The organism is Actinomadura parmotrematis (assembly GCF_019458805.1).
In the GTDB taxonomy this organism is placed as follows: domain Bacteria; phylum Actinomycetota; class Actinomycetes; order Streptosporangiales; family Streptosporangiaceae; genus Spirillospora; species Spirillospora parmotrematis.
Genome location: NZ_JAIBOA010000001.1, coordinates 295473 through 312042 on the forward strand (window position 1 = coordinate 295473; position 16570 = coordinate 312042).

The 16570-nt window shown below is 74.6% G+C and carries 18 protein-coding genes; 16 read left to right on the forward strand and 2 right to left on the reverse strand.

Features of this window, described 5'->3' with window-relative positions; genetic code table 11:
* Positions 1 to 35: 35 nt before the first annotated feature.
* The 10 genes from K1Y72_RS01305 to aroQ all read left to right on the forward strand — a co-directional run bounded on the left by K1Y72_RS01305 (position 36) and on the right by aroQ (position 9620).
* Positions 36 to 2885, forward strand: a complete 2850-nt coding sequence (locus K1Y72_RS01305) for a Na+/H+ antiporter subunit A (RefSeq protein ID WP_220162384.1) — start codon at positions 36 to 38, stop codon at positions 2883 to 2885.
* Positions 2882 to 3433 carry a Na(+)/H(+) antiporter subunit C gene (locus K1Y72_RS01310; RefSeq protein ID WP_220162386.1) on the forward strand — a complete coding sequence of 184 codons (552 nt, stop codon included), beginning with the start codon at positions 2882 to 2884 and terminating at the stop codon, positions 3431 to 3433. Before K1Y72_RS01305 ends, K1Y72_RS01310 begins: the two co-directional genes overlap by 4 nt.
* Positions 3430 to 5028: a Na+/H+ antiporter subunit D gene (locus K1Y72_RS01315; RefSeq protein WP_220162387.1), complete on the forward strand. Its 1599-nt coding sequence runs from the start codon at positions 3430 to 3432 to the stop codon at positions 5026 to 5028. The genes K1Y72_RS01310 and K1Y72_RS01315 overlap by 4 nt, the downstream gene beginning before the upstream one ends.
* Positions 5029 to 5595: a Na+/H+ antiporter subunit E gene (locus K1Y72_RS01320; RefSeq protein WP_220162388.1), complete on the forward strand. Its 567-nt coding sequence runs from the start codon at positions 5029 to 5031 to the stop codon at positions 5593 to 5595. It abuts the gene before it with no gap.
* A 5-nt stretch (positions 5596 to 5600) separates the two neighbouring features.
* Complete coding sequence (locus K1Y72_RS01325) at positions 5601 to 5873, forward strand: MrpF/PhaF family protein (RefSeq protein ID WP_308286848.1); 273 nt, start codon at positions 5601 to 5603, stop codon at positions 5871 to 5873.
* On the forward strand, positions 5870 to 6217 hold the full coding sequence (gene mnhG / locus K1Y72_RS01330) for a monovalent cation/H(+) antiporter subunit G (protein WP_220162390.1): 348 nt from the start codon (positions 5870 to 5872) through the stop codon (positions 6215 to 6217). Before K1Y72_RS01325 ends, mnhG begins: the two co-directional genes overlap by 4 nt.
* A gap of 77 nt (positions 6218 to 6294) precedes the next feature.
* Entirely contained in the window at positions 6295 to 7473 is a 1179-nt protein-coding gene (gene aroC / locus K1Y72_RS01335; protein ID WP_220162391.1) for a chorismate synthase, read from the forward strand.
* On the forward strand, positions 7470 to 7976 hold the full coding sequence (locus K1Y72_RS01340; protein ID WP_220162392.1) for a shikimate kinase: 507 nt from the start codon (positions 7470 to 7472) through the stop codon (positions 7974 to 7976). The genes aroC and K1Y72_RS01340 overlap by 4 nt, the downstream gene beginning before the upstream one ends.
* On the forward strand, positions 7973 to 9049 hold the full coding sequence (gene aroB, locus K1Y72_RS01345; RefSeq protein WP_220162393.1) for a 3-dehydroquinate synthase: 1077 nt from the start codon (positions 7973 to 7975) through the stop codon (positions 9047 to 9049). The genes K1Y72_RS01340 and aroB overlap by 4 nt, the downstream gene beginning before the upstream one ends.
* Positions 9050 to 9164: 115 nt before the next feature.
* Complete coding sequence (aroQ, locus tag K1Y72_RS01350) at positions 9165 to 9620, forward strand: type II 3-dehydroquinate dehydratase (RefSeq protein WP_220162395.1); 456 nt, start codon at positions 9165 to 9167, stop codon at positions 9618 to 9620.
* 12 nt (positions 9621 to 9632) lie between these two features.
* Here aroQ and K1Y72_RS01355 read toward each other — a convergent pair whose 3' ends face one another.
* Entirely contained in the window at positions 9633 to 10205 is a 573-nt protein-coding gene (locus K1Y72_RS01355) for a TetR/AcrR family transcriptional regulator (RefSeq protein WP_220162397.1), read from the reverse strand.
* 99 nt (positions 10206 to 10304) lie between these two features.
* Between K1Y72_RS01355 and K1Y72_RS01360 the strand changes: the two genes are divergently transcribed.
* From K1Y72_RS01360 to K1Y72_RS01370, 3 genes are all read left to right on the forward strand, one after another.
* Complete coding sequence (locus tag K1Y72_RS01360) at positions 10305 to 10760, forward strand: PaaI family thioesterase (RefSeq protein ID WP_308286832.1); 456 nt, start codon at positions 10305 to 10307, stop codon at positions 10758 to 10760.
* Positions 10761 to 10795: 35 nt separating this feature from the next.
* Positions 10796 to 11461, forward strand: coding sequence for an enoyl-CoA hydratase-related protein (locus tag K1Y72_RS01365; RefSeq protein ID WP_220162401.1), 666 nt, complete (start codon positions 10796 to 10798; stop codon positions 11459 to 11461).
* Positions 11462 to 11539: 78 nt separating this feature from the next.
* On the forward strand, positions 11540 to 12586 hold the full coding sequence (locus tag K1Y72_RS01370) for an LLM class F420-dependent oxidoreductase (RefSeq protein WP_220162403.1): 1047 nt from the start codon (positions 11540 to 11542) through the stop codon (positions 12584 to 12586).
* Between the two features lie 81 nt (positions 12587 to 12667).
* On the opposite strand, the gene K1Y72_RS01375 is transcribed toward K1Y72_RS01370, so the two are convergent.
* Positions 12668 to 14155 carry a flavin monoamine oxidase family protein gene (locus tag K1Y72_RS01375; protein WP_258571738.1) on the reverse strand — a complete coding sequence of 496 codons (1488 nt, stop codon included), beginning with the start codon at positions 14153 to 14155 and terminating at the stop codon, positions 12668 to 12670.
* Positions 14156 to 14308: 153 nt separating this feature from the next.
* Here K1Y72_RS01375 and K1Y72_RS01380 point away from each other — a divergent pair, with 153 nt between their 5' ends.
* From K1Y72_RS01380 to nusB, 3 genes are all read left to right on the forward strand, one after another.
* Positions 14309 to 15388: a M24 family metallopeptidase gene (locus K1Y72_RS01380; protein ID WP_220162405.1), complete on the forward strand. Its 1080-nt coding sequence runs from the start codon at positions 14309 to 14311 to the stop codon at positions 15386 to 15388.
* Between the two features lie 44 nt (positions 15389 to 15432).
* A complete protein-coding gene (efp, locus tag K1Y72_RS01385; RefSeq protein WP_220162407.1) occupies positions 15433 to 15990 on the forward strand; it encodes an elongation factor P in 558 nt (185 codons plus the stop codon).
* 118 nt (positions 15991 to 16108) lie between these two features.
* Positions 16109 to 16525: a transcription antitermination factor NusB gene (gene nusB, locus K1Y72_RS01390; RefSeq protein WP_220162409.1), complete on the forward strand. Its 417-nt coding sequence runs from the start codon at positions 16109 to 16111 to the stop codon at positions 16523 to 16525.
* Positions 16526 to 16570 lie beyond the last annotated feature (45 nt).

Below are 16570 nucleotides of genomic sequence, written 5' to 3' on the forward strand. Positions count from 1 at the left end.
GTTGCGCGCACGAGTCGTTCGAGGTCGAAGGCGCCATGCTGCTGTTGATCGCCCTGCACTGCGGGGCCGCCGTGCTCGCCCCCTGGCTGGTCGGCCGGGCGGGGCGGCGCGCCTTCGGCGCCCTCGCGCTCGTCCCCGCGGCGGCGGCGCTCTGGGCGGTCCCGCCCTGGTTCTCGGGCGCCGCGCCGCGCACCGAGGGCTTCGCGTGGATGCCGGGCCTGCACGTGGAGGTCGCGCTCCGCGCGGACGCGCTCGGCTGGATGATGACGGTCGTCGTCGGCGGCGTCGGCGCGCTCATCATCGCCTACTGCGCCCGCTACTTCGACGACGGCGACCCGCGCCTCGGCGGCCTCGCCTGCCAGCTCCTGCTGTTCGCCGCGGCGATGCTCGGCCTCGTCTGGTCCGACGACCTGATGATGCTCTACGTCTTCTGGGAGCTCACCACCGTCCTGTCCTACCTCATGGTCGGGTTCGACGCCGGGAAGCGGCAGGCCCGGTGGGCGGCGACGCAGGCGATCGTCGTCACCACCTTCGGCGGCCTCGCGATGCTCGTCGGCCTGGTCATGCTCCAGCAGGCCGCCGGGACCTCCCGCCTGTCGGAGCTCCTCGCCCGCCCGCCGCACGGGACGGCCGCGGGCGTCGCGCTCGCCCTCGTCCTCACCGGCGCGCTGTCGAAGTCGGCGATCCTGCCGTTCGGGGTGTGGCTGCCGGGCGCGATGGCCGCGCCGACGCCCGTCAGCGCGTTCCTGCACGCCGCCGCGATGGTGAAGGCGGGCGTCTACCTGGTGCTGCGGTTCACCCCCGCGTTCGCCGACGCCCCCGTCTGGAAGCCCGCCGTCGTCGGCCTCGGCGGCGCCACGATGATCCTCGCCGGCTGGCGGGCGCTGCGCGAGACCGACCTGAAGCGGGTGCTGGCCTACGGGACGGTGAGCCAGCTCGGCTTCATGATGGTGCTGGCGGGCGCGGGCGGCCGCACCGCCGCCCTCGCCGGCGTCACGCTGCTGTTCGCGCACGCCCTGTTCAAGGCCGCGCTGTTCATGGTCGTCGGCCTCATCGACCACGGCGCCGGCACCCGCGACCTGCGCGACCTCACCGGCGTCGCCCGCTCCTCCCCGGCGCTCTGCGCGGTCGCCTGCGTCGCCGCCGCGTCCATGGCGGGCCTGCCGACGACCCTGGGGTTCGCCGGCAAGGAGGCCGCCTACGAGGCGTTCCTGCACGGCGACCCGGTCGTCCTCGCCACCGTCGTCCTCGGCTCGGCGTTCACCGCCGCCTACAGCCTGCGCTACCTGTGGGGCGCCTTCGCGAACCGCCCCGGCGGCACCGCGACGCTGGACCACCCGCCCGGCGCGCTCGCGCTCGCCGCCCCGGCCGCCCTCGCCGCCGCCGGCGTCCTCACCGGCCTGCTCGTCGGGCCGATGGACGCCGCCATCGCCCGCGAGGTCGCCGCCTACCCCGAGACCGGCGGCGGCTACCACCTGTCGGCCTGGCACGGCTTCGGCCTCGCGCTGCTGCTCACCGCCGCGTCGCTCACCCTCGGCGCCGCGCTGTTCCTCGCCCGCCGCTCCGTCGCCCGGCTGGAGCGCCTCACCCTGTTCGAGCCCGCGGCCGTCTACCGGTCGGTGATGGACGCCCTGAACGACGCCGCCGTCCAGGTCACCGGGGCGGTGCAGCGCGGATCGCTGCCCGGCTACCTCGGCATCATCGCGCTCGCCGCCGCCGCGATGACCGGCACGGGCCTCGCCCTCGCCACGCCCGTCGGCGGCCCCGACACCTGGCGGCTCTGGGACGGGCCCGCGCAGGGCGTCACCGCGCTCCTCACCGTCCTCGCCGCGCTCGCCGCCGTCCGCGCCCGCAACCGGGCGCAGACGGTCGTGCTCTCGGGCGCGTCCGGCTACGGCGTCGCGACGCTGTTCGTGCTGCAGGGCGCCCCCGACATCGCCCTCACCCAGTTCCTCGTCGAGTCGACCAGCGTCATCGTGTTCGTCCTGGTGCTGCGGACGCTGCCGGTCGGGTTCCCGCCGACGCGGCCCCCCGCGCGGCGCGTCCTGCACGTCACCATCGGCGCGCTCGCCGGCGTCACCGCGACCGCCGCGACGCTGCTCGCCGCGCACGCCCGGCAGGCGGCGCCGATCAGCGGGGGGTACGCGGCGGCGACCCGCGAGACCGGCGCGACCAACATCGTCGCGACCACGCTGGTGGACCTGCGGGCCTGGGACACCCTGGGGGAGAGCAGCGTCATCGCGCTCGCCGCCCTCGGCGTGACGAGCCTGGTGTTCGCGCGCCGCCGCGCCCGGGTGCCGCAGCGCGCCGAGGCCGGCGCGGGCGCCACCGTCTGGTCGGTGAGCGGCCTCGCCGACGTGGACGCCGCGGCGCCCCCGGACGGGGCGGGCCGCCGGGAGCGGACCTGGCTCGCCGCCGGGCCGACGCTCGCCGCCGAGCGCCGCTCGATCATCTTCGAGGTGGTGGCCCGGCTGATCTTCCACACCGTGCTGCTGCTCTCCCTCTACCTGCTGTTCACCGCCCACTCGGCGCCCGGCGGCGGGTTCGCCGGCGGCATCGTCGCGGGCCTCGCCCTGGTCATCCGCTACCTGGCGGGCGGCCCGTTCGAGCTCGCCGAGGCCGCCCCCGTCAACGTCGGGACGCTCCTCGGCCTCGGCCTCGTCGTCTCCACCGGCACCGCCTTCGGCGGCCTGGTGTGGGGCGACGCGGTCCTGCAGAGCGCCGTGTGGGAGCCGCACCCGCCGCTGCTCGGCGCGATCCACTTCAACACCGCGCTGCTGTTCGACATCGGCGTCTACCTCATCGTCGTCGGCCTCGTCCTCGACGTCCTCACCGCGCTCGGCGCCGAGGCCGACCGCCAGACCGGGACGGGGGCCGCCGCGTGACGACCTCGGCGGTCCTCGCCGTCAGCGGCGGCGTCCTCGTCGCCTGCGGCGTCGCGATGCTGCTGGAGCGCAGCCTGTCGCGGCTCGTCGTCGGCGTCCTCGTCCTCGGCAACGGCGTGAACCTGCTCATCCTCGGCAGCGGCGGCCCCGCCGGGCGCGCGCCGATCCTGGACGGCGCCGGCCGCCCCGTCAGCGACCCGCTGCCGCAGGCGCTCGTCCTCACCGCCATCGTCATCGCGCTCGCCTCCGCCGCGTTCGTCCTCGCCATCGGCTACCGCAGCGGCCGGCTGAGCGGCGACGACGAGGTCCGCGACGACGTCGAGGACCGCCGCCTGACGCGCGGCGACCACGAGCTGCGCGCCGAGGTGCGGGCGCAGCGGCGGCGGTTCCGCGCCTGGCGGCGCGAGCAGCGCCGGCAGGTCCGCGCCGCCCGCGCGGCGCTCCGCCGCGACATCCGCGCCGAGCGCCGCCGCCGCGCCATCGACGACCCCGCCCGCATCGAGGAGCCCGATCCCGGCCCCGGCGACCGACAGGACGAGGCCCCATGAACCACCTGCTCCCGCTGCCGGTGCTGCTGCCGATGGCCGCCGCCGGCGTCAAGATCGTCCTCGGGCCGCGGCGGCCCGGCCTGCAGCGCGCCATCAGCCTCGGCGTCCTCGCCGCCGTCCTCGGCGTCGCGGTCGCGCTGCTCGCGGCGGCCGACCGGGACGGCCCGCAGCTCGACCAGCTCGGCGGCTGGGCGCCGCCGATCGGCATCACCCTGGTCGCCGACCGCCTGTCCGCGGTCATGCTGACGGTGTCGGCCGCGGTCATCCTCTGCGTGATGGTGTACGCCATCGCCCAGGACGTCGCCGACCAGGCCCCCGGCACCCCGCTGTCGGTGTTCCACCCGAGCTACCTGCTGCTGGTCGCCGGCGTCAACGACAGCTACCTCGCCGGCGACCTGTTCAACCTGTTCGTCGGCTTCGAGATCATGCTGATGGCCAGCTACGTGATGATCACCCTCGGCGGCACCCCGGCCCGGATCCGGTCCGGCACCACCTACATCATCGTCGCGCTGCTGTCGTCGATGCTGTTCCTCGTCGCCATCGCCGTCGTCTACGGCGCGACCGGCACCGTCAACATGGCCCAGCTCGCCGGGCGCCTCGCCGCGCTGCCGCCCGGCGTCGCGCACCTCGCCGAGCTGATGCTGCTGACGGTGTTCGGGGTGAAGGCCGCCGCGTTCCCGCTGTCGATGTGGCTGCCCGACTCCTACCCGACCGCGCCCGCCCCCGTCACCGCCGTCTTCGCCGGCCTGCTCACCAAGATCGGCGTCTACGGGGTGATCCGCACCGAGACGCTGCTGTTCCCCGGCGGCCAGACCCGCGCGCTGCTCATGGCGGTCGCGCTCGCCAGCATGGTCGTCGGCATCCTCGGCGCGATGGTGCAGGTCGACATCAAGCGGCTGCTGTCGTTCACCCTGGTCAGCCACATCGGCTACATGATCTTCGGGGTGGCGCTGGACTCGGCGGCGGCGCTCGCCGCCACCGTCTTCTACGTCCTGCACCACATCACCATCCAGACGACGCTGTTCCTCGTCACCGGCCTCATCGAGCGGCGCGGCGGCGGCACGTCCCTGGACCGGCTCGGCGGCCTCGCCCGCACCGCGCCGCTCGTCGGGCTGCTGTTCTTCGTCCCGGCGATGAACCTCGGCGGCATCCCCCCGATGTCGGGGTTCGTCGGCAAGCTCGGCCTCCTCCAGGCGGGCCTCGCCGACGGCGGGCCGCTCGCGTACGTGCTGGTCGGCGGCGCCGTCGTCACCAGCCTGCTCACCCTGTACGCCCTGGTGAAGGTCTGGAACCAGGCGTTCTGGCGGGCGCCGTGCACCCCGGCCGGGACGGCCGCCGACGGCGGCGGCCGCCACGGCGAGGAGCGCGCCGCGCGGCCCGGCGGGGACGGCGACGAGGAGGACCCGCCCGCCGCCGTCACCGCGTCGCTGCCGCCCGCCATGGTCGGCGCGACCGTCGCGATGGTCGCGCTCAGCCTCGCCTACACCGTCGGCGGCGGCCCCCTGATCGCCCTCGCCGACCGCACCGCCGCCGAGCTGCTGCGGCCCGCCGGGTACGTCCGGGCCGTCGCCGCGCACGCCCCGGGAGGGTTCTAGATGGAGGAACGGCCGCGCTACAGCGTGCGCGTCGCGGGTCGGACGGTGCAGCTCCCGCTCGTCGCCTGGCTCACCCTGATCTGGCTGCTCATGGGGGACCGGTTCTCGGTCGCGAACGTGCTGTCGGGGATCGCGGCCGCGCTCGTCCTCGTCGTCGTGTTCCCCTTCCCGCCGCTCGACCCGGGCCTCCGCTTCCACCCGGCCGGGTTCGCCCGGTTCGCCGGCCGGTTCGCCTACGACATGGCGCGCGCCGCCGGGCCGCTCGCCCTCCAGGCGTTCGACACCGGGCTCCAGCGGCGCGCCAACTCCGTCGTCGCGGTCACCCTGCGCACGCACTCGGACTTCATCCTCACCGCCACCTCCATCGCCCTGTCGGCGCTGCCCGGCGCGCTGGTGGTGGACGTCCGGCGGCAGACCGGGACGCTGTTCCTGCACGCGCTCGGCGCCGCCGACGACGCCGGCGTCGAGTCCGTCCGCCGCCTCGTCCTGGACCAGGAGGCCCGCGTCGTCCGCGCCTTCGGCACCCGCGAGGACCGCGCGCTCATCGAAGGGGGAACGAATCCTTGACGGTCGTGCCGGCGGTGGTCGGGGCGGCGCTCGCCGTCGCCGCCGCCCTCACCCTGGCCCGCCTGGTGCGCGGGCCGTCCATGCTGGACCGGGCGGTCGCCCTGGACGTGCTCGTGGCGATCATCCTGGCCGCGCTCGGCGTCGAGGCGATCGGCGCCGACGACCCGTGGGTGCTGCCCACCATGCTCGCGCTGTCGGTCGTCGGGTTCACCGGCTCGGCCGGCATCGCCCGCTTCCTCGTCCACCGCGACGACGACGCCGCGGAGGACGAGCGATGAGCCTCGCCGCCCAGCTCCCGATCGCCGCCTTCCTGCTGGTCGGCGCGAGCGCCTCCATCGGCGCCGGGCTCGGCCTGCTGCGGCTGCCCGACCTGCTCACCCGGATGCACGCCGCGACCAAGCCGCAGTCGGTCGGGCTGCTGCTGGTGCTCGTCGCGGTCGGCATCCGCTTCCCCACCGGCGAGGTGATCACCACGCTGGTGCTGATCGCGCTGCTCCAGCTCACCACCGTCCCGGTCGCCGCCCACCTGGTGGGACGCGCCGCCTACCGCACCGGGCAGGTGCGCTCCGAGGACCTCTACGTCGACGAGCTGGCCGAAGCCCTCGACGCGGCCGCGGACTGACGCCGGGCGCGGCGCGCCGGTCTCAGGTGGCGAGACCCGTGCACGCCCGGGCGCCCCGAGTCAATAGGATCGACCCCATGCTGCGCTGGTTGACCGCGGGGGAGTCCCATGGCCCGGCCCTCACCGCGATCGTGGAGGGCCTTCCCGCCGGCGTGCGCGTCACCTCGGCCGACATCGCCGAGGAGCTGCGCCGCCGGCGGCTCGGGCACGGGCGGGGCGCCCGGATGAAGTTCGAGCAGGACGAGGTGACGATCCTCGGCGGCGTCCGGCACGGGCGGACGCTCGGCGGCCCGGTCGCGATCGAGATCGGCAACACCGAGTGGCCCAAGTGGGAGACGGTCATGTCGGCCGACCCCGTGGACGCGGGCGTCCTCGCCGCCCAGGCCCGCAACGCGCCGCTGTCGCAGCCGCGGCCCGGCCACGCCGACCTCGTCGGCATGCAGAAGTACGGCTTCGACGACGCCCGGCCGGTCCTGGAGCGCGCCAGCGCCCGCGAGACCGCCGCCCGCGTCGCCCTCGGCACCGTCGCGAAGGCGTTCCTGGAGCAGGCGCTCGGCGTCACCGTCCTCAGCCACGTCACCGCCCTCGGCGAGATCACCGCGCCCGAGGGCGCCCTGCCCGGCCCGGACGACCTCGCCGCCGTCGACGCGAGCCCGGTCCGCTGCTTCGACGCCGCGACCTCCGCCGCGATGGTCGCCCACGTCGACGACCTGAAGAAGGCCGGCGACACCATCGGCGGCGTCGTCGAGGTGCTCGCCTACGGCCTGCCGCCCGGCCTCGGCTCGCACGTCCACTGGGACCGCCGCCTGGACGCGCGCCTCGCCGGCGTCCTCATGGGCATCCAGGCGATCAAGGGCGTCGCGGTCGGCGACGGCTTCGCCACCGCCGCCCGCCCCGGCTCGCGCGCCCACGACGAGATCGACGCCACGCCCGAGGGCGTCCGCCGCCGCACCAACCGGGCCGGCGGCGTCGAGGGCGGCATGACGACCGGCGAGGTGCTGCGCGTCAGCGCCGCCATGAAGCCGATCTCGACGGTGCCGCGCCGCCTGGACACCATCGACGTGCGGACGGGCGGGCCCGCCAAGGCCATCAACCAGCGCAGCGACGTCACCGCCGTCCCGGCCGCCGGCGTGGTCGCCGAGGCGATGGTCGCGCTCGTCCTCGCCGACGCGGCGCTGGAGAAGTTCGGCGGCGACGCGGTCGAGGAGACCGCCCGCAACGCCCGCGGCTACCTGTCCGGACTGGAGATCAAGTGACCCGCCCCCTGGTCGTGCTCATCGGCCCGCCCGGCTCCGGCAAGTCCACCGTCGGCGCCGCGCTCGCCGAGCGCCTCGGCGTCGCGCTGCGCGACACCGACGCCGACGCCGAGGCCGCCGCCGGCAAGCCCATCGGCGAGATCTTCATCGACGACGGCGAGGAGCGCTTCCGCGAGCTGGAGCGCGCCGCCGTCGCCGCCGCCCTCGCCGAGCACGACGGCGTCCTCGCCCTCGGCGGCGGCGCCGTGCTCGCCGCCGAGACCCAGGAGCTCCTGGCGGGCGGCCACCACGTCGTCTACCTCCAGGTGGGGCTGTCGGAGGCGGTGAAGCGCGTCGGCCTGGCCTCGGCGCGGCCGCTGCTGGTGCTGAACCCGCGCTCGCAGCTGCGCAGGCTGCTGGAGGAGCGGCTGCCGGTCTACGAGCGGCTCGGCGTCGTGCACGTGGCGACCGACGGGCGCGAGCCCGCCGACATCGCCGACGAGATCGCGGCGGGCCTGCGGTGAGCGCCGCGACGATCACCGTCGGCGGCGCCGACCCCTACGACGTCGTCATCGGCACCGGCGTGCTCGGCGCGCTGCCCGGCATGGTCGGGCCGAAGGCCCGCACCGTCGCCGTCGTGCACGCCGCGAGGCTCACCGCGATCTCCGGGCCCGTCGTGCACGCGCTGGAGGAGGCCGGGTACGCGGTGCACGCCGTGCCGGTCCCCGACGGTGAGGCGGCCAAGGACGTCGCGGTGCTCGCCGGCCTCTGGTCGCGGTTCGCGCGGCTCGGCCTCACCCGCACCGACGCCGTCGTCGGCGTCGGCGGCGGCGCCGCCACCGACCTCGCCGGCTTCGCCGCCGCGTCCTACCTGCGCGGGATCCGCGCGGTGCTCGTGCCGACGACGCTGCTCGCCATGGTGGACGCCGCCGTCGGCGGCAAGACCGGCATCGACATCCCCGAGGGCAAGAACCTCGTCGGCGCGTTCCACCCGCCGGCCGGGGTGGTCTGCGACCTCGCCACCCTCGTCACGATGGACCGCGCCGACTACGTCAGCGGCCTCGCCGAGGTCGTCAAGGCCGGGTTCATCGCCGACCCGCGCATCCTGGAGCTGGTCGAGGACGACCCCGACGGCGCCGCCCGCCCCGACGGCCCGCACACCCGCGAGCTGATCGAGCGGGCCGTGCGGGTGAAGGCCGACGTCGTCGGCGCCGACCTCAAGGAGGCCGGCCTCCGCGAGATCCTCAACTACGGCCACACCCTCGCGCACGCCATCGAGAAGGCCGAGGAGTACCGCTTCCGGCACGGGTACGCCGTCGCCATCGGCATGGTCTACGCGGCCGAGCTCGCCCGCCTCGCCGGGCGCCTCCCGCAGAGCGCCGTCGACCGGCACCGCGCCGTCCTGGCCTCGGTCGGCCTGCCGGTGTCCTACCCCGGCGGGGCGTGGCCCGAGCTGCGCGCCACCATGAGCATCGACAAGAAGTCGCGCGGCGCGACGCTCCGCTTCATCGTCCTCGACGCCGTCGGCGAGCCCGGCCGCCTGGAGGGCCCCGACGAGAAGCTCCTCGAAGCCGCCTACCAGGAGGTCGCCCGGTGAGCGGACACGCGCGGCCGCGCGGCGGCTGGACTGAGGAGCGCAGGGAGCCTGCGACCGGAGCGACGAGGGAAGCCGCCGCGTTGGAGCGGCCGCGCCGCCGAGCGGAGGCGAGGCAATGAGCAGGGTATTGGTGTTGAACGGGCCGAACCTGCGGCGGCTGGGGACGCGGGAGCCGGAGATCTACGGGGCGACGACGTTCGCCGACCTGGAGGCGCTCTGCCGCGAGACCGGGCAGCGGCTCGGTCTGGCGGTCGAGGTCCGCCAGACCGACGACGAGGCGCAGCTCGTCCGCTGGGTGCACGAGGCCGCCGACGAGCGGACCCCGATCGTGCTGAACCCGGCGGCGTTCACGCACTACTCCTACGCGCTGCACGACGCGCTCGCGCAGCGCACCGCGCCGCTCGTCGAGGTGCACATCAGCAACCCCGCCGCCCGCGAGGAGTTCCGGCACACCTCGGTGGTCGCCTCGGTCGCGACCGGCACCGTCGCGGGGTTCGGGACGATGTCGTACGTGCTGGCGCTGCAGGCCGTCGCCGAGATCCTCGCCGAGCAGGAGCGCGCCGGCGCCTGACGCCCGCGGCCGTCAGGGCGCGGCGGCGAGCCGGGTCATCTCCTTCAGCTCGGCGACCACCTCGTCGAGCGGGGCGACGTCGCGGTGCGCGCGGCAGAGGATCGTCGCGCCCTCCACGGCCGCCACGATGAGCCGGGCGAGCCGGCCGGCCCGCTCGTCGGAGACGCCCGCGTTGCCGAGGCCGGTCGCCAGGGTGTCCTGCCAGCGGTCGAACGCCGCCGCCGCGACGGCGGCGAGCTGCGGCGCGTCGTCGTGCGCCTCGACCGTCACCGCCACGACCGGGCAGCCCGCCCGGTACTCGGACTTGATCAGCACCTGCCGCCACCAGCCGACGAACGCCTCCACCGCCGACGCGGCGTCCTCGCCCTGGGTGGCGGCCTCGATGCCGGCGTTCAGGAACTCCCCGGCGTAGCGGACCGCCTCCTCGGCGAGCTGCGCCTTGCCGCCGGGGAAGTGGTGGTAGATCGACCCGCGCGGCGCGCCGCTGTGCGCGATGACGTCGCGGAAGCCCGTCCCCGAGTACCCGCGCTCGCGGAAGAGGTAGGCGGCGCTGCGCACCATGCGTTCCCGGCTGTCGGTCCCCATGACCCGATTATGACATTCATCATAAGGACCTCGGGTTGACCATGACGGACGTCATAGCGACCCTGGCTTATGACGGTCGTCATACCGAGGAGGGGCATCGTGCGGGACGAGCGGACGACGCCGGGGCTGGAGCAGCTCCGCGCGGCCATCGCGGCGGGCGCGGACGGCGGGGCCGGCATCGGCGCGCTGCTCGGCATGACCGCCGAGTCGCTGGAGGTCGGCCGGGCGGTGTTCGGGCTGGAGCCGAGCCCGCGCTTCGGCAACCCGCTCGGCACGGTGCACGGGGGCGTCCTGTCGACGCTGCTGGACTCGGCGATGAGCTGCGCGGTGCACACCTCGCTGCCCGAGGGCGCCGGCTACACCACGCTGGAACTCAAGGTCAACTTCGTCCGCGCGGTGCCGATCCAGGGCGGCCGGCTGCGCTGCGAGGGCACCACGGTGCACATGGGGCGCCGGGTCGCGACCTGCGAGGGCCGCATCACCGACCAGGACGGGCGGCTCGTCGCGCACGGCACGGCGACCTGCATGGTCTTCGCGCCCCCTACCGGTCAGTAGGGTCGGGAGTGCAGACCTTCGGACGAGGAGACAGCGTGATCGACTTCAAGCGCGACGGCGACGTGTTCGTGCTCCGCTTCGACAGCGGCGAGAACCGCTTCCACCCCGACTTCCTGGACGCCGTCGGCGTCGCGCTGGACGAGGTGGAGCGGGCGGAGGGCCCGGCCGCGCTGGTCACCACCGGCACCGGCAAGTTCTACTCCAACGGCCTGGACCTGGACTGGCTCGGCGCCAACAAGGACCGCTTCGAGGAGTACCTGCACAGCGTCAACGCCCTGTACGCGCGGCTGCTGACGCTGCCGGTGCCGACGGTCGCGGCGCTGAACGGGCACGCCTTCGCGGGCGGCGGCATGCTGGCCCTCGCCCACGACGCCGCGGTGATGCGCACCGGCCGCGGCTACTTCTGCCTGCCCGAGGTGGACCTCGGGATGAGCTTCACGCCCGGGATGAGCGCGCTGATCCAGGGCCGGCTGAGCGCCGCCGTCGCGCACGAGGCGATGATCACCGGCCGCCGGTACACCGCCGAGGACGCGGCGGCGGCCGGGATCGTCCAGCACGCCGTCCCCGAGGACGCGGTGCTGCCGAAGGCGCTGGAGCTCGCCGCGGCGCTCGCGCCGAAGAACGGCAAGGTGGTCGGCAAGATCCGCTCGGACATGTACGTCCCGGTCCTCGACGCGCTGCGCGGCCCGGTCTTCTTCTGACCCGCCCGCGGGCCGGGGCCCGCGCCGGCGGTGGGTTACCCTCACTGGAATCGGATTCGGTTTAGGAAGGGATGCGGGATGCGCATCGGCATGGCCCTGAACTACTCGGGCGGCTTCAAGGAGACCGTCGCCGAGCTCGGCGACTTCGAGAAGGCCGGGCTGGACGTCGTGTACGTCGCCGAGGCGTACAGCTTCGACGCGGTCAGCCAGATGGGCTACATCGCGGCGAAGACCGAGCGGCTGGAGATCGCCTCGGGCATCCTGCCGATCTACTCGCGGACCCCGACCCTGCTGGCGATGACCGCCGCGGGCCTGGACTTCGTCTCCGACGGCCGGTTCACCCTCGGCATCGGCGCCTCCGGCCCGCAGGTCATCGAGGGCTTCCACGGCGTGCCCTACACCGCCCCGCTCGGCCGCACCCGCGAGGTCATCGAGATCTGCCGCAAGGTATGGCGCCGCGAGCGGCTCCAGCACGAGGGCAAGCACTACAGCATGCCGCTGCCCGCGGGGCAGGGCACCGGCCTCGGCAAGCCGCTGAAGATCATCAACCACCCGGTGCGCGCCGACATCCCGGTGCTGGTCGCCGCGATCGGCCCGAAGAACGTGCAGATGACCGCCGAGATCGCCAACGGCTGGGAGCCGATCTTCTACCTGCCGGAGAAGGCCGCCGACGTCTGGGGCGCGTCCCTGGCCGCCGGCAAGGCCAAGCGCGACCCCTCGCTCGGGGAGCTGGACGTGGTCGGCCAGGCCGCCCTCGCCATCGGCGACGACGTCCAGGGCTACCTGGAGTTCGGCCGCCCCATGGCCGCCCTCTACATCGGCGGCATGGGTGCCAAGGGCAAGAACTTCTACAACGACCTCTGCCGCCGCTACGGCTGGGAGAAGGAGGCCGAGGAGATCCAGGACCTCTACCTGGCCGGCAAGAAGGACGAGGCCGCCGCCAAGGTCCCCCAGGAGCTCCTGGAGAAGATGTCGCTCATCGGCTCCGAGGGCCACGTCCGCGAGCGCCTCGCCGCGATGAAGGAGTCCGGCGTCACCACGCTCAACGTGAACCCGATCGCCGGCGACCACAAGAGCCGCCTCGCCCTGATCGAGCAGGTCAAGGCCATGGCCGCCGACCTGTAGGCGCCGCCCCGCGCCCCGCGCGCCCATGCGAAGGCCCGCCCCGGGACCGTCCGGAGCGGGCCTTCGCGCGTTCGCGCGCGGCTAGAGTGCCGCCGCGACCTCTCTGGCGACGCGCTCGCCCGAGCGCACCGCGCCGTCCATGTAGCCGGTCCAGTAGTCCGAGGTCTCGGTGCCCGCCCAGTGGATCGGGCCGCACGGGGCGCGCAGCGCGGGACCGAAGTCGACCAGCACGCCGGGCGGGGTGGCGCCGACCGGGCCGCCGCCGCTCCACATCTCGTTGTCCCAGCGCTGGAACGCGGTGCGGACCGGCGTCCCGGCCTTGGCGCCGAACATCGCGGTGAACGAGGCCAGGCCGGCGGCGCGGACCTCGTCGGCGGACGCCCCGTCCAGCTTGCGGATGTTGGTCTGGTTCATGAAGCCCATGAGGATGCCGCGCGAGCCGTCCGGCGGGCTGTTGTCGAAGGTCGCGTCGATCGCGCCGCTGTCGGACAGCGCCTGGCCGGTGAGGCCGTCGGCCCGCCAGAAGGGCGTGTCGTAGACCGCGACGAACTTGGCGATCGAGCCCATCGGGAAGCGCTGCATGAGCTGGGCGCGCGCGGCGGGCAGCGCCGGCGTGAAGTCGATCCTGCCGGCGATGGCCGGGGACATCGCCACCACGACGCGCTTGGCGTTCACCGTGACGCCGTCGGCGGTGACGGTGACGCCGGAGGCGGTCGTGTCGATCCGCCGGACCGGCGCGTTGTAGCGGATGCGGTCGGCCAGGCGCGCCGCGAGCCGGAGCGGCACCTCCTGCGAGCCGCCGACGAACCGCGACTCCTGGCCGCCGTTCTTGGTGTCGATGAGCCGGTCCACGCTGCCGGGGTTGGCCGCGTTGCCCGCCGAGGCGATGTAGTTGAGGACGTAGAGCAGCGACACGTCGCGCGAGCGCATCGACAGCGTCGAGCTGATGAAGGCGTCCATCAGGAAGCGGGCGCCCGAGCTCAGGGAGTTGGACCGCGACCAGGTGTAGAAGGTCTGGCTGTCCCACTCCTCGGCCTTGTCGGCCTTCCAGGGCTCGCCCACCGGCGTGGACTTGGCCATCGAGCCGAGCTTCTGCAGCGCGATCTCCAGGTCCAGCACGCCCCAGTCCGGCGGCACCGCGCCGAGCACCCCGTCGGTGGCGTACAGCGACCGCGACCCGTTGCGGATGTAGACGTTCTTGCCGGTGTTGTAGGTCGGGAAGGTCGCCACGCCGACGTCGGCGGCGAGCGCGGCGATGCGGTCCTGGGTCGGGCCGATGAACTCCGCGCCGCCCTCGCTCGTCGTGCCGTCGCCGAGCGGCATCCCGTAGACGCGCCCGCCGGCCCGCTCGCGCGCCTCCAGAACGATGACCGACTTCCCGGCCGCGACCAGGTCGCGGGCCGCCGCGAGCCCCGACAGCCCGGCCCCGACGATCACCACGTCCGCGGTCTCGGCGGTGTCGGCGCGCGCCGGGCGGGCGGCGAGGGCGGTGGTGGCGGCGGCGCCGGCCGCGCCGGCGGCGGTGAGCGCGCCGGTGCCGAGCAGCCTGCGGCGGCTGAGCGAGGTCAAGGTGCTGCCCTCCTGGGGGGTCGGGACGGCGGGGGGTCGGGAGATCAAGAATGGCGACTGCGGACCGGAAAAGTCGAGACTTCTTCGCGTTCGTGACCGCTCCGAGACGCCCGCCGGCCGGCCGGCCCGCGCCCGTCGGCTACAGTCGCGCCCATGGGGGAGCAGCACATCGAGCGGCGCGCGCGTCTCGCGGCGCGCCTCGGGGACCGGGGCCTGGACGCCCTGCTGGTCACGCGGCTGATCAACGTCCGCTACCTGACCGGCCTGGACAGTTCCAACGCGGCGCTGCTCGTGCGCGCCGAGGGGCCGGCCGTCCTCGCCACCGACAGCCGCTACGCCGGCATGGCCGCGCAGGTCGCGCCCGAGCTGGAGGTCGTCGTCGAGCGCGGCACCGCCGCCGCCCTCGCGGCGCTCGCCGCGGACGCCGGCCTGGAGCGCCTCGGCTTCGAGGCCCACGACCTCACCGTCGAGCGGCACGCCGAGCTCACCGCCCAGGACGGCGGCGTCGCCTTCGCGCCCGCCGGCCACCTGGTCGAGGAGGAGCGGCTGGTCAAGGACGAGCAGGAGATCGCCCTGCTGGCCGAGGCGTGCGCCATCACCGACCGCGCCTTCGCCGCCGTGCTGCCCCTGATCGAGCCGGGCGTCACCGAGCGCGCGGTGGCCGTCGCGCTGGAGCGCTTCATGGTCGACTTCGGCGCGCAGGGCCTAGCCTTCGAGTCGATCGTCGCGGCCGGCCCGAACGGTGCCGTCCCGCACCACCACCCGAGCGAGCGCCCGATCGGCGCGGGCGAGCTCGTCACCCTCGACTTCGGCGCCCGCTACGGCGGCTACCACGCCGACATGACCCGCACCGTCGCCGTCGGCGAGCCCGCGGCGTGGCAGCGCGAGGTCTACGACCTGGTCCTGCGCGCCCAGCTCGCCGGCATCGCCGCCGCCGTCCCCGGCGCCGACACCGTCGCGGTGGACGCCGCCGCCCGCGACGTCATCGCCGCCGCCGGGCACGGCGAGCACTTCGGGCACGGCCTCGGGCACGGCGTCGGCCTCGAGATCCACGAGGCTCCGCTCATGGGGTACGACGAGACCGGTAAGCTGATGGATCGGGTTCCGATCACCGCCGAGCCGGGCGTGTACCTGGCCGGGCGGGGCGGCGTCCGCATCGAGGACACCCTCGTCGTCCGCGACGGCGGGGCCGAGATCCTCACCCAGACCACCAAGGACCTGCTCGTCCTCTGAGCCGCAAGGCCGACGGGCGGCACCGCGACCGGGAGTACAACGCAGTGGCGACGACGAACGACCTGAAGAACGGCATGACGCTGAACATGGAGGGTCAGCTCTGGACCGTCCTGGAGTTCCAGCACGTCAAGCCCGGCAAGGGCGGCGCGTTCGTCCGCACCAAGCTGAAGAACATCCTCTCCGGCAAGGTCGTGGACAAGACCTTCAACGCCGGCACCAAGGTCGAGGTGGCGAGCGTCGACAAGCGCGACATGCAGTACCTCTACCGCGAGGGCGACGACTTCGTCTTCATGGACACCGAGACCTACGACCAGCCGCACATCCCGGCGACCGTCGTCGGCGGCGCCGCGGACTACCTGCTCCCCGAGCAGACCGCGGTCATCGCCTTCAACGAGGAGAACCCCCTCTACGTCGAGCTGCCCGCCGCCGTCGTCCTGGAGATCACCGAGACCGAGCCGGGCCTGCAGGGCGACCGCTCCACCGGCGGCAGCAAGCCCGCCACCCTGGAGACCGGCGCCCAGATCGCGGTGCCGCTGTTCATCACCACCGGCGAGAAGGTCAAGGTCGACACCCGCTCCGGCGAGTACCTCGGCCGCGGCTGATGGCCGCCGCGAGCCGCCGCGCGGCGGCTGGACCGAGAAGCGCAGGGAGCCTGCGACCGGAGCGACGAGGGAAGCCGTCGTGCTCCCCGGGCGGCGAGCCATCGGACGGAGTCCGATAATGGCGGCGAGAACCAAGGCGCGGAAGCTGGCGCTGGACATCCTGTTCGCGGCCGAGCTGCGCGAGGAGCGGCCGGCCGACGTGCTGGCCCAGCGCGGCCGCCCGAACCAGGACGAGCTCGCCGCCTACGACCACGCCGTCCGGATCGTCGAGGGCGTGCAGGAGCACCGCGAGCGCATCGACGAGCTGCTCGCCACCTACGCGACCGGCTGGACGCTCGACCGGATGCCCGCGGTCGACCGCAACATCCTGCGGATGGGCGTCTACGAGCTGCTCTGGCTCGACGACGTGCCCGACGGGGCGGCGGTGAGCGAGGCGGTGAAGCTCGCCACCGAGCTGTCCACCGACGAGTCCCCGCGCTTCGTCAACGGCCTGCTGGCCCGCCTCCAGCAGCTCAAGCCGTCCCTGACGCTGTAGCCGCGGCCCGCCCCGGGCAGGGCGGACGGGCGTTCCGTCGGTGCG